Source organism: Streptomyces sp. LaPpAH-108 (assembly GCF_000373625.1).
Classification (GTDB): Bacteria; Actinomycetota; Actinomycetes; order Streptomycetales; family Streptomycetaceae; genus Streptomyces.
On record NZ_KB891994.1, the window covers coordinates 564322 to 576678 of the forward strand.

Sequence of the window (12357 nt, forward strand, 5' to 3'; positions counted from 1 at the left end):
CAAAACGGGCACACCGTCCGCCCGGCCCAAGTCCTACGACCCTACGAGCCGCACGCACGAGACGCCATGACGGCGCCTCAGCCGCCCGACGCCTCCATGCCCATCAGCCCGCTGACCTCGGTCCCGGGCGGGGTCAGCAGGAAGACGTTGCGGTCCACCCGGTGCATCCCGCTGGCCAGGCCGAAGACCACGCCGGTGCTGAAGTCCAGGACGCGCTTGGCGACCTCGGTCTCCGCGCTGGACAGATCGAGGAGCACCGGAATCCCGGCCATCAGGGTCTCGGCCACGTCGCGCGCGTCCGCGAACACATTGACCCGCAGAACGACGAAACGGCGGCGGGTCTCGGTGTCGGCCTCCGGCAGCGAGCGGTGGTTCACCGCGGACGGCCAGGCGTCCCGGCCCCGCAGCGGCACGACCTGGGCGAGCCCTTCCCACTGTTCATCGGTGACGTCGTAACGGCTCACCGGCTCCCCCTGACCTGACTCGCTTGCGATGCCTGCACCTGCCAATTCTTACGCCAAGTCACCCGTTCAGCCCAACAGCGACACACTGTGCGACCCTCCGCATGTCCGCTCCAGGACCCATCCGCCGTGCGCACGGCGTCACATGGGCCGTCCAGAGGCCCGGATCACAACCGCAACGAGGGAAACGTCACAGCCCGGCCTTCTGCTGCCGTCTGAGCCCCTGTCCTAACATCCGAGCATGACGGTCCTGCCTGACGACGGGCTCTCCCTGGCCGCCGAGTTCCCTGACGCGACGCACGAGCAGTGGCAACGCCTGGTCGAGGGTGTACTGCGCAAGTCCGGCAAGGAAGTCTCCGGCGGCGCGGCTGAGGACGCCCTGTCCACGACGCTGGAGGACGGGCTGCGCACCCGCCCCCTGTACACCGCGCGCGACACCGCCCCCGACCCCGGCCTTCCGGGCTTCGCCCCGTTCACGCGCGGCGGCAGGCCCGAGGGCAGCACTGCGGGCGGCTGGGACGTACGGCAGCGGCACGCGGCGCTCGGCGACGGCACCGTCCTGGCCGACCTGGAGAACGGCGTCACCTCGCTCTGGCTGGTGCTCGGCGAGGGCGGCATCCCCGTCGCGGACCTCGGCCGGACGCTGGACGGCGTCTATCTGAACCTCGCCCCCGTCGTGCTGGACGCGGGCGCCGACACCGAGGCCGCCGCGACCGCGCTGCTGCGGCTGTACGCGGAGCGGGGCATCGCCCCCGAGGCCGTACGCGGCAACCTCGGCGCCGACCCGCTGGGCCACGAGGCCCGCACCGGCACCGCGCTGGACTTCGCTCCCGTGGCCGCGCTCGCGAAGCGGGTGGCCGGGGAGTACCCGGGGCTGCGCACGCTCACCGTGGACGCGCTGCCGTACCACGAGGCGGGCGGCTCGGCCGCGCAGGAGCTGGGGGCCTCGCTGGCCACCGCCGTGACGTATCTGCGGGAGCTGACCGAGGCCGGGCTGAGCGTCGAACAGGCCGCCGCCCAGCTGGAGTTCCGCTACGCCGCCACCGCCGACCAGTTCCTGACCGTCGCCAAGCTGCGCGCCGCGCGCCGGTTGTGGGCGCGGGTCGCGGAGGTGTGCGGGGCGCCGGGCGCGCAGGCCCAGCACGTGGTGACCTCGCCGGTGATGATGTCCCGCCGCGACCCGTGGGTGAACATGCTGCGCACCACGGTCGCCACGCTCGCGGCCGGGGTCGGCGGCGCCGACGCGGTGACCGTGCTGCCCTTCGACCACGCGCTGGGCCTCCCGGACGCGTTCGCCCGCCGTATCGCGCGCAACACCTCCACGATCCTGCTGGAGGAGTCGCATCTGGCGCGGGTGATCGACCCGGCGGGCGGTTCCTGGTACGTGGAGCGGCTGACCGATGAACTCGCCCGGGCGGGCTGGGAGTTCTTCCAGTGGATCGAGCGGATCGGTGGCCAGGCCGCCGCCTTGCGCTCGGGGCGCCTGGGTGAGGACCTGGCGAACACCTGGGAGGCGCGCACGGCGAAGCTCGCCAAGCGGCGCGAACCCATCACCGGTGTCAGCGAGTTCCCGTTCCTGGCCGAGAAGCCGGTCGTGCGCGAGCCCGCCCCCGAGCCGCGCTCCGGCGGGCTGCCGCGCGTGCGCCGGGACGAGGCGTACGAGGCGCTGCGGGCCCGCTCGGACGCCCACCTGGCGGCGACCGGAGCCCGTCCCCGTGTCTTCCTCGCCACGCTCGGCCCCGCCGCCGAGCACACCGCCCGCGCCTCCTTCGCCGCCAACCTCTTCCAGGCGGGCGGCATCGAACCGGTCACCGCCGGGACCTTCGAGGACAGCGGCGCCACCGAGGCCGTCCTGTGCTCCAGCGACAGCCGGTACGCGGAGGAGGCCGAGCGGACCGCCGAGGCCCTGCGCGCGGCGGGCGCCCGCCATGTGGCCCTGGCGGGCCGCCCCGCCGCGTACGCGGGCGTCGACAGTTACGTCTTCGCGGGCTGCGACGCCGTCGCCGTACTGACCGCGACCCTGGACCGAATCGGAGTGGCGTGATGGGAATCCCCGACTTCTCCGGCATCGAGCTGGGCACCCCGGCCATGGACGGGAGCGCCGAGGAGTGGCGTGCGGCCGTCGAGCGGACGACCGGGGGCGGTGCGCCGGTGTGGGAGACCCCCGAGGGCATCGGGGTGAAGCCGCTGTACACCGGGCGGGACCTGGAGGGCCTGGACTTCCTAGAGACGTACCCGGGCATCGCGCCGTATCTGCGCGGTCCGTACCCGACGATGTACGTCAACCAGCCCTGGACAATTAGGCAGTACGCGGGTTTCTCCACCGCGGAGGAGTCCAACGCGTTCTACCGGCGCAACCTCGCGGCCGGCCAGAAGGGTCTGTCGGTCGCCTTCGACCTGCCCACGCACCGGGGGTACGACAGCGACCATCCGCGCGTGACCGGTGACGTCGGCATGGCGGGCGTGGCCATCGACTCGATCCTGGACATGCGGCAGTTGTTCGACGGGATTCCGCTGGACAGGATGACCGTGTCGATGACGATGAACGGCGCCGTGCTGCCGGTGCTCGCGCTCTACATCGTGGCGGCGGAGGAACAGGGCGTACCGCCCGAGAAGTTGGCCGGGACCATCCAGAACGACATCCTCAAGGAGTTCATGGTCCGCAACACCTACATCTATCCGCCGAAGCCGTCGATGCGGATCATCTCCGACATCTTCGCGTACACCTCGCAGCGGATGCCGCGCTACAACTCCATCTCCATCTCGGGCTATCACATCCAGGAGGCGGGTGCGACGGCCGACCTGGAGCTGGCGTACACGCTCGCGGACGGGGTGGAGTACATCCGCGCCGGGCGGGAAGCGGGCCTGGACGTGGACGCGTTCGCGCCCCGGCTCTCGTTCTTCTGGGCGATCGGCATGAACTTCTTCATGGAGATCGCCAAGTTGCGCGCGGCCCGGCTTCTTTGGGCCAAGCTGGTCAAGCAGTTCGACCCGCAGAACGCCAAGTCCCTCTCCTTGCGCACCCATTCGCAGACCTCGGGCTGGTCGTTGACCGCGCAGGACGTGTTCAACAACGTCACGCGCACCTGTGTGGAGGCGATGGCCGCGACCCAGGGTCACACCCAGTCGCTGCACACCAACGCCCTAGACGAGGCACTGGCGTTGCCCACCGACTTCTCGGCGCGGATCGCCCGCAACACCCAGCTGCTGATCCAGCAGGAGTCGGGTACCACGCGCGTCATCGACCCGTGGGGCGGCAGCGCGTACGTGGAGCGGCTGACGTACGACCTGGCGCGCAAGGCGTGGCAGCACATCCAGGAGGTCGAGGCGGCGGGCGGCATGGCGCAGGCCATCGACGCGGGCATCCCGAAGCTGCGCGTGGAGGAGGCGGCGGCGCGTACCCAGGCGCGGATCGACTCCGGCCGTCAGCCGGTGATCGGCGTGAACAAGTACCGGGTGGACTCCGACGAGCAGATCGAGGTCCTGAAGGTCGACAACTCCTCGGTGCGCACCCAGCAGATCGAGAAGCTGCGGCGGCTGCGCGCGGAGCGGGACGACGTCGAGTGCCGGGCCGCGCTGGACGCGCTGACCCGGGCGGCGGACGGCGAGGGCAACCTGCTGGAGCTGGCGGTGCGCGCGGCGCGCGCCAAGGCGACGGTGGGCGAGATCTCGGACGCCCTGGAGAAGGTGTACGGCCGGCACGCGGGGCAGATCCGTACGATCTCCGGCGTGTACCGCAACGAAGCAGGGGAGTCCCCGAACGTGGACCGCACCCGTGCCCTGGTGGACGCCTTCGAGGAGGCCGAGGGGCGCAGGCCGCGCATCCTGGTCGCCAAGATGGGCCAGGACGGGCACGACCGGGGCCAGAAGGTGATCGCGACCGCCTTCGCCGACCTGGGCTTCGACGTGGACGTCGGCCCGCTGTTCCAGACGCCGGAGGAGGTCGCCCGGCAGGCGGTCGAGGCGGATGTGCACGTGGTCGGGGTGTCCTCGCTGGCCGCGGGGCATCTCACGCTGGTCCCGGCGCTGCGGGAGAAGCTGGCCGAGGAGGGCCGGGAGGACATCATGATCGTGGTGGGCGGGGTGATCCCGCCGCAGGACGTGCCGACGCTGCTGGAGATGGGCGCGACGGCGGTGTTCCCGCCGGGCACGGTCATCCCGGACGCGGCGCACGACCTGGTGAAGCGGCTCGCCGCCGATCTCGGCCACGATCTGTAGGCGCCGATGGCCGCGATGGATCTCGACGCCTATGTGAAGGGCGTGCTCGACGGGAAGCGGGCCGTGGTGGCCCGCGCCATCACGCTCGTCGAGTCCACCCGACCGCAACACCGGGCGCTCGCACAGGAGTTGCTGACCGAGCTGCTGCCGCACAGCGGGCGGGCGCGGCGGATCGGGGTGAGCGGGGTGCCGGGCGTGGGCAAGTCCACGTTCATCGACGCGTTCGGCACCCTGCTGACCTCGCTGGGGCACCGGGTGGCGGTGCTCGCCGTGGACCCGTCCTCGACGCGCACCGGCGGTTCGATCCTGGGCGACAAGACGCGCATGGAGCGGCTGGCCGTGGACCCGGCCGCCTTCGTGCGCCCCTCCCCCAGCGCGGGCACGCTCGGCGGGGTGGCCAAGGCGACCCGGGAGTCCATGATCGTCATGGAGGCGGCGGGCTACGACGTGATCCTGGTCGAGACCGTCGGCGTCGGCCAGTCGGAGACCGCGGTCGCCGACATGGTCGACTCCTTCCTGCTCCTCGCCCTCGCCCGCACCGGCGACCAGCTCCAGGGCATCAAGAAGGGCGTCCTGGAACTGGCCGACGTGATCGCCGTCAACAAGGCGGACGGTCCGCACGAGCGCGACGCGAAGTCCGCCGCGCGTGAACTCGCGGGCGCGCTGCGGCTGATGCACGGCAAGGACGCGTTCTGGACTCCGCCGGTCCTGCACTGCAGCGCGCGCGAGTCCAGCGGTCTGGACACGGTATGGGAACGCCTCGAACAGCACCGCACCCTGCTGGACTCCACGGGCCGCCTCACCGCCAAGCGGCGTGACCAGCAGGTCGGCTGGACCTGGTCCATGGTCCGCGACGAACTCCTCGGCCGCCTGCGCTCCGACCCGGCGGTCCGGGAGACCGCGCCAGAACTGGAACAGCGGGTACGGGAAGGGACGTTGACGGCGACGCTGGCGGCGGAGCGGATCCTGCGGGCGTTCGAGGACGGGATGCGGGGGCGGGAGTCCTGACCCGGTCCTCATTCATCGAGATATCCTGGTATATCGACGTGATGGAGACCGGACAGGACCCTGGGTGGACATGAGCAGGAACGACGAGACCGCCGCACGGGCCGAGCAAGCGCGGGAGGCGCCGGAGGCGCTGGAGTCACCGGAGGTGCTGGCAGCCTCGGAGGCACTGGAGGCGTTCAAGGCGCTGGCCAACCCGGTCCGCCTCCAGATCATGCGCTGGCTGCGGAACCCGGACACGGAGTTCGCGGCGTACGAGCCGATCGCGGACCGCGACACCGTCGGCGTGTGCGTCAGCCACATCCAGGCCAAGAGCGGGCTGGCCCAGTCGACCGTCTCCTCGTACATGGCGACCCTGGAACGAGCGGGCCTCGTCCGCTCCACACGGGTCGGCAAGTGGACCCACTACCGACGGGACGAGGAGCGGCTGCGACGACTGTCGGAGGCGGTGGGCGGGCTGGTCTGAGCGATCGATCGCGGCTCCGCCGACCTCCTGTCCTCTTCCATGTCCACCGGGGAATGCTGGAGTTCGTCGGTTACGAGCCGCTGCCGCCGGTCGTCACCTACGGCCCGGCCCGGATGTCGGAGGCCGAGCGGGAGGCGGGGCTGGCGGCGGTGCGGGGCGCTTTCGCGGGGATCGGGGTGACGGCGGGCCGCCTGTGACAGAGCCGCGACCGGAGGAGTGGCCTCCGCCACAGCCGGGGTGGTCCGGTCCTGGTCAACTCGCTTGATGCGCAGATCATTTGCCGACCGGGTCGCCGTCGGCACGCTCGCCGGAGCGGTGGCTCTCGTCCTCGCCGGATGCGGCACCCAGCAGGCGGACCCGCGTGCGGGCGGCGGGGCGAGCGGCGGGCCGTCGTGCCCGTCGGCCACGCCCACCCCCGGCAGTACGCCGCCGCTCACTCGGCCCACGGCTACGGTGGACGCCCCGCGACCGCCGGGTACGCCGAGTCCGGTGCCGTCGGCCGCGAACAGCGAGCGGGACGGGGTGCGGGTCACCGGGGTGTACTCCGGGGTCGTCGACCGGGAGGGGGTCTGCCGCCCGAACGGGCTCACGGCGGCGTTCTCGGTGAGCGGGACGGCCGCGCGCGAGATGACGTACACGATCATCTTCGACGCCGACGGGTACACCGGGGTGACCCGGATCGTCGGGCCGGTGCGGCCGGGGAAGACGCTGCGCGGGACGGTGGCGATACGCCGGAGCGTCGGTGAGCCGGTGAGCGGGCCGCAGGTGTCGGTCGTGTCCGTCCGCAGCGTCCAGACCGCCGAGGCGCCGTCCGAGAACGGCCCGTGTCCGGCGTCCGGGGTGCGGGTGTGGGCCGACCGGGGGGACGCGGCGATGGGGCTGCGGGTGACGGGGCTGCACCTGGAGAACTGCGGCACGAGTCCGTACACGCTGGACGGCCGTCCCCAGCTCCAGCTCCTCGACGCCGACCACAAGACGGTCGAGGGAATCCGCCTCGTACCCGGCGACGAGGTCGCCAATCTCGACGGCTCACCTGACGTCGTCCGCCCTGTCACCCTGAACCCCGGCGAACGCGCCCGCGCGACCATCGCCTGGCGCAACACCGTGCAGACCGTCGGCGCCCCCGTGAACGCCCCCTATCTCCGCGTCCGCGCCAAGCCGGGCGCCGCGCCCGTGATGGTGACCCCGGAACTGGATCTCGGCACGACGGGGAAACTGGGGGTCCGGGCCTGGCAGAAGGAGTGAGCGGCGGCGCGGGCCTCGGTGGGGGTCAGGCCCCGAGGAACACCCTGCACGCCCCCGACCGTTCGAAGACCGCCACGGCGATCTCGGGCAACTCCGAGCCTTTCTCCCGGCTGTAGGCCGGGCCCGCGCCCGGTGTGAACCCCGCGTCCATGACGTCCGTCAGTACGTCGTCGGGGGTCTTCTTCCCCGTGGCGGCGAGCCGGTTGTCCCGGACGAACGCCGGAACACCGTCGCATGGCATGGAGAACTGGACATTGAACGGATACCCGTCCAGAGCCTTGAGCGCACCGTAAGCGATGTCCTCGACCCCCTCAGGGAGGCGAACGCGGTGGTCGGACAGGGCCTGTTCGAGGCTGACGTCGGCGGAATCCGACGGCGACTCGTGCGGAAACGGCCCCGCACGCTCGGCGGAATGCAGCCCCTCCGGGTCACAGGCGACCAGACTCCCGGCGAGCACCAGGCCCGCGAGGAGCGCCGTCGCGCGGGGCAGTCGGTCGAACACCGTTTCTCCTGGCGGGTGTCGGGGGCTGCTGGCCGACCCGGCGGGTGCGGTGGCTCCCAGGGTGCCCAGGCCGGGCGGTCGGCGTCATCGGCTGTGACAGAGCCGTGACCGGGGAACTGGATCTCGGTACGCCGGGCAGACTGGGGGTCCGGACGTGGCAGAAGGAGCCGTGAGAACGTGACAGAAACCGAGCGAGTCCCGTACGCCGACAAGGGGCGCCCCTCGCCGCACGCGCTGACCGGTGCCGGTGTCGTCGTGACGGACCCGGCGGGCCGGGTGCTGCTCGGCTGGTCCAGGAAGCGTGCGGTCTGGGAGCTGCCGGGCGGCAAGAACGACCCGGGTGAGGCCTTCACGGCGGCGGGCGTACGGGAGTTGGCCGAGGAGACGGGCCTGCGGGCCGACCCGGACACGACCCGGACCCTGGCCCTGCTGATGGACTCCGTCCACGGCCTGCCCCGCCTGACCGCCGCCGTCCGCGTCCACGCTTTCACGGGCGAACCGGAGGTCAGGGAACCGCACTTGATCCACCACTGGCAGTGGCACGACCCCGCCGACCTGCCCACCCTCCCCGAACCGCTCTTCACCCCGAGCGCGCATGTGATCGACACGGTCTGGCCGGGCCTGCTGCCGTGCCTGCCGCCGGTGCACCGCTATCCGGTGGCGCGGGGCTGAGTGCCCAGGTCCTGCGTCCCCCACACCATCAGCAACGCCAGCCGTTCCGCGTCCTGGGTGCCCGGTTCCGCCGTGTAGACGATGATCCGTAGGTCGCTGCCCGCGACCGAGAGGATGTCGCAGTCCAGGGTGACGGGGCCGACGGCCGGGTGGGCGATGGTCTTGCGGGCGGCCTCGTGGACGCCGATCGTGCTGGAGTCCCACAGCCGGGCGAACTCCGGGCTGCCGTGGCGTAGTTCAGTGACGAGGGCGTGCAGGTCGCGGTCGGCCGGGTAGCGGGCGGCGGCGGTGCGGAGGTCGGCGACGAGGGCGGACTCGAAGGCGGCGCGGGCCTCGGGGGTGTAGGTGACGGGGCCGCCGGTGCCGAGGAAGTGGCGCCAGACGCCGTTGAGTTCACGCCCGCGCCAGCGGGTGGAGTCGCCCATCAGGGCGGCGTAGGGCGCGTTGGCGGCGAGGAGGGTCCAGGTGGCGTCGTGGACGGCGACCGGGGTGTGGGCCAGCCGGTCGAGCAGGCGGTGCACGCTGGGCGGGATGAAGACGGGCACCGTCCTCGGGCCGGGCGGTGCGAGTCCGGCCAGGCGGTGCAGGTGGTCCCGCTCCCCCGCCGAGAGCCGGAGCGCGCGGGTCAGCGCCTGGACGACCTGCGAGGAGGGGTTGACCGCGCGGCCCTGTTCCAGGCGGGTCACATAGTCGACGGAGATCCCCGCGAGCTGTGCCAGCTCCTCGCGGCGCAGCCCGGCCGCCCGTCTGCGGCCTCCGGCGGGCAGCCCCGCGTCGGCGGGGGCCAGCCGGTCCCGCCACCGGCGGATCGCGTCCCCCAGGTCCGTGGTCGTCATGCCCCCAGTGTGCCGCCGCGCGGCGGGGCGTGCCTGGTACCGCCAGTCCCAGGAAAAGCGGTCTTCTGGCTGGTGGCGGGCGTCCGGCGCAGGCTGGAGTCATGACGAGAACACTGATCACCGGAGCCAACAAGGGGCTCGGCCGCGAGACGGCCCGCCGTCTGCTCGCCGCCGGGCACACCGTCTATGTCGGCGCCCGCGACGCCGAGCGGGGGCGCCGGGCCGCCGAGGAGCTGGGCGCCCGTTTCGTCCCGCTCGACGTCACCGACGACGCCTCCGTGGCCGCCGCGGTGAAGACGATCGAGGCCGAGGGCGGCCTGGACGTGCTGGTCAACAACGCCGGGATCGAGCCGCGTCACCCGGACGGCGGCTTCGTCCTGGCCGCGGAGACCACCGCCGACGACGTACGGACCGTCTTCGAGACCAACGTCTACGGCCCGGTCCGCACCCTGCACGCCTTCCTGCCCCTGCTGCTGCGCTCGGAGCACCCGGTCGTGGTCAACGTCAGCAGCGGCCTCGCCCACACCCCGGCCCTGGCCGACCCCGCGGCCTTCGAGCACTTCTACCCGGGCCTGGCCTACCCCGCCTCCAAGGCCGCCCTGAACATGCTCACCGTGCAGTACGCCAAGGCGTTCGACGGCATCCGGATCAACGCCGCCGACCCCGGCTTCACCGCGACCGACCTCAACCACCACACCGGCACCCAGACCGTCGAGGAAGGCGCCGAGGTCATCGTGCGCCTGGCGTGCGTGGGCCCGGACGGGCCGACGGGGACGTTCCAGAACGCGGCGGGGGTGCTGCCATGGTGAGCCGCCCGGGCGGATGAACCCGGGGGCCGTCGCCGGTTCCCGCATTCACAGACGTGTCGAAATCTTCACCGGATCACCTCAGCCCCCGGTGCCCCCTCCCGGCCTCCTCCCGCGGCCGGGCCGGAGCGCCGGGGGTGCGGTATTCGGCCTGGCGGCGTCTGCTTCAAGTCGCGGGCGGGGTACGCGAGATCACGCATATCCGTACTTTCGTTCGGCGTTGCGAGGACTACGTTACGGACCGTATTCTCACCATCGTCATTGAGCTGCCGGCCATGCGCGGCAGCACACCGCGGCGGACCGGGAGGGGCGCCCCAGGACCAACGTCTTGCTCCAGCGCGTGACTTACGGCCCGGCCGCCGCCCGCACCGACGATCCGCCCCGGACACGATGAGCGGGCACGGACCACGTGAGTGGGCTCCGCACGAGACGGCCCCCGCTGGACATCCGGTTCGCTCGACGCCGCCACCGCACGCTCCGGTCCGTCGCACCCGCGCGCCCCGCGGCGTGACCCGGCCGATCCCCAGCAGGAGTTCAGTCATGCGTCTCTTACGGGCAGCCCGTACCGCTCGCGCCATCTCGGCGCCGCCGGAGGCGCACGGACCGACGGCCGGATTACACGCCCTCGCGCTCCCGTCGGGCGCGGGCCCGCACGCCCCCTCCCGTCACCGTGTCCGGCCCGCCGCCGACACCCCCCGCACCATCGTCGCGAGGACGGCCCGATGACCGAACTGATCCTGTTCCTGGTGCTCGTGGCGGTCGGCGCCGCGGCGGTGGCGTACTTCGCACGGGCCGCCGCACGGCAGCGGCGACGGGCCGAGCGGCTCCAGGAACGCGCCGAGACCCTTTCTCAACAGCTGCGCGCCGCCGAGCAGTTCGTCGGGAGGATCACGACCACGGTCGCGTCCCCGACGGCCGAGCCGGTCACCGCGCCCGTCCTGCCGCCCCAGCTCGCCGGTACCCCCCTCGCCCACGCGCTCACCGGGCTGAGCGAGGAGACCCGCAACGCCGTCGCCCTCCTGGAGCGGCGCGCGGAGGAGCGGGCCGAGGAGCGCGCCGCCGAGATCCAGAAGGCGGCGGACGCCCAAGTCGAGGGCGCCCGACGGGAGTCGGTCGATGTCGCCCGGGCCACCGTGCGCGCGTTCGCCTCCAGCCTGGTGCAGCGGGCCAAGAACCTGAGCCGGTCGGTGAGCGCCGGGGTGCGCAAGGTCCACATCTCCGACGAGGCGTACGCCACGCTCAACGAGATCGACCACCTCTCGCAGCAGATGCTGCTGATCGCCTCCGGCTTCTCCGTCCTCGCCGGGGACAAGCTCTCGGCACGCTGGCGGGCGACCACCCTGACCGACATCGTGCGCGCCGCCATGGGCCGCGTCGAAGGGTACGAGCGCGTCCAGCACCCGGAGATGGAGACCCTCGCGGTCGAGAGCCGGGCCGTCGAAGCCGTGATCCACACCCTCTCGGTGCTGCTGAGCAACGCCCTGCGCTACTCGCCGCCCGCCGCACGGGTGCACGTCACCCTGGACCACGGCCACAACGCTGCCTTCCTGATCGTGGACGACGCCGGACTGCGCATGGACGACGAGCGGGTGCTGTGGGCCCGCAAGGTGCTCTCCGGCGAACAGCGCGACGACATCACCGCGCTCGGCGCCTACCCGCAGACCGGGCTCCGCGTGGCCGCGGCGCTGGCCAAGGACTACGGCTTCCGCGTCGACATCACCGTCCCCAACATCTATGGCGGCACCCGTGCCGTCATCGTGCTCCCGCAGAACCTGCTGACCAGCCCCGAGTCGGCCCGCTCGACGCAGTCCCGCACCGCCTCCCGTGCCCAGGCGGTCCTGCCGGGGCAGCAGACGCGGAGCGCGCCGGAGCGGCCCCGGCCCGCGCCGTCCACCACGACGGCGAGCGGTCTGACCGTCCGCAAACGCGCCCCGCGCACCGACACCCCGGCCGAGCCCGGCACACCGGGCACACCGGGCACCCCGGGCACCCCGGGCACCAAGCCGGGCGCTCCGGTCGCCAAGCCCGCCACCCCGTCGGTCCAGCCCGGCAGCCCCGGCGTCGCCGCCTCCTGGATGGCGGGCACCCGGCGCGGCCGGGACCACCACAGCAGCACCCCCCGCACTGAAGAAGGACGTTGAACACC

12 protein-coding genes are annotated in these 12357 nt (G+C 72.6%); 9 read left to right on the top strand and 3 right to left on the bottom strand.

Translation table 11 applies throughout. The annotated features are described in order from the left end of the window. Positions 1 to 77 precede the first annotated feature (77 nt). A complete protein-coding gene (locus B079_RS0118115; RefSeq protein ID WP_018547259.1) occupies positions 78 to 464 on the bottom strand; it encodes a cell division protein SepF in 387 nt (128 codons plus the stop codon). 238 nt (positions 465 to 702) lie between these two features. On the opposite strand from B079_RS0118115, the gene B079_RS0118120 reads away from it, so the two are divergent. The 6 genes from B079_RS0118120 (at position 703) to B079_RS0118145 (ending at position 7395) form a co-directional block, all read left to right on the top strand. Further along, a complete protein-coding gene (locus tag B079_RS0118120) occupies positions 703 to 2505 on the top strand; it encodes a methylmalonyl-CoA mutase family protein (protein ID WP_018547260.1) in 1803 nt (600 codons plus the stop codon). Next, positions 2505 to 4679, top strand: coding sequence for a methylmalonyl-CoA mutase (scpA, locus tag B079_RS0118125; RefSeq protein ID WP_018547261.1), 2175 nt, complete (start codon positions 2505 to 2507; stop codon positions 4677 to 4679). The genes B079_RS0118120 and scpA overlap by 1 nt, the downstream gene beginning before the upstream one ends. Before the next feature lie 6 nt (positions 4680 to 4685). Beyond that, positions 4686 to 5687, top strand: a complete 1002-nt coding sequence (meaB, locus tag B079_RS0118130; protein WP_018547262.1) for a methylmalonyl Co-A mutase-associated GTPase MeaB — start codon at positions 4686 to 4688, stop codon at positions 5685 to 5687. Positions 5688 to 5757: 70 nt separating this feature from the next. After that, the gene (locus tag B079_RS0118135; protein ID WP_018547263.1) at positions 5758 to 6150 is read left to right on the top strand and encodes an ArsR/SmtB family transcription factor; all 393 of its coding nucleotides are present in this window, start codon (positions 5758 to 5760) and stop codon (positions 6148 to 6150) included. A 53-nt stretch (positions 6151 to 6203) separates the two neighbouring features. Beyond that, complete coding sequence (locus tag B079_RS34640) at positions 6204 to 6347, top strand: hypothetical protein (RefSeq protein WP_018547264.1); 144 nt, start codon at positions 6204 to 6206, stop codon at positions 6345 to 6347. Positions 6348 to 6414: 67 nt separating this feature from the next. Further along, positions 6415 to 7395, top strand: coding sequence for a DUF4232 domain-containing protein (locus B079_RS0118145; RefSeq protein WP_026248824.1), 981 nt, complete (start codon positions 6415 to 6417; stop codon positions 7393 to 7395). Positions 7396 to 7420: 25 nt separating this feature from the next. Here the strand turns inward: B079_RS0118145 and B079_RS0118150 are convergent, their stop codons facing one another. After that, complete coding sequence (locus B079_RS0118150; RefSeq protein ID WP_018547266.1) at positions 7421 to 7897, bottom strand: hypothetical protein; 477 nt, start codon at positions 7895 to 7897, stop codon at positions 7421 to 7423. Between the two features lie 177 nt (positions 7898 to 8074). Between B079_RS0118150 and B079_RS0118155 the strand changes: the two genes are divergently transcribed. Continuing rightward, positions 8075 to 8569: a nucleotide triphosphate diphosphatase NUDT15 gene (locus B079_RS0118155; protein WP_018547267.1), complete on the top strand. Its 495-nt coding sequence runs from the start codon at positions 8075 to 8077 to the stop codon at positions 8567 to 8569. Here the strand turns inward: B079_RS0118155 and B079_RS0118160 are convergent. Continuing rightward, complete coding sequence (locus B079_RS0118160; protein ID WP_018547268.1) at positions 8548 to 9405, bottom strand: helix-turn-helix transcriptional regulator; 858 nt, start codon at positions 9403 to 9405, stop codon at positions 8548 to 8550. The genes B079_RS0118155 and B079_RS0118160 overlap by 22 nt on opposite strands. 101 nt (positions 9406 to 9506) lie before the next feature. Here B079_RS0118160 and B079_RS0118165 point away from each other — a divergent pair, with 101 nt between their 5' ends. Further along, positions 9507 to 10214 (top strand): SDR family NAD(P)-dependent oxidoreductase, encoded by a 708-nt coding sequence (locus B079_RS0118165; RefSeq protein ID WP_018547269.1) that lies wholly within the window; start codon positions 9507 to 9509, stop codon positions 10212 to 10214. A gap of 719 nt (positions 10215 to 10933) precedes the next feature. Beyond that, entirely contained in the window at positions 10934 to 12352 is a 1419-nt protein-coding gene (locus B079_RS36325) for an ATP-binding protein (protein ID WP_018547270.1), read from the top strand. Positions 12353 to 12357: the final 5 nt, after the last annotated feature.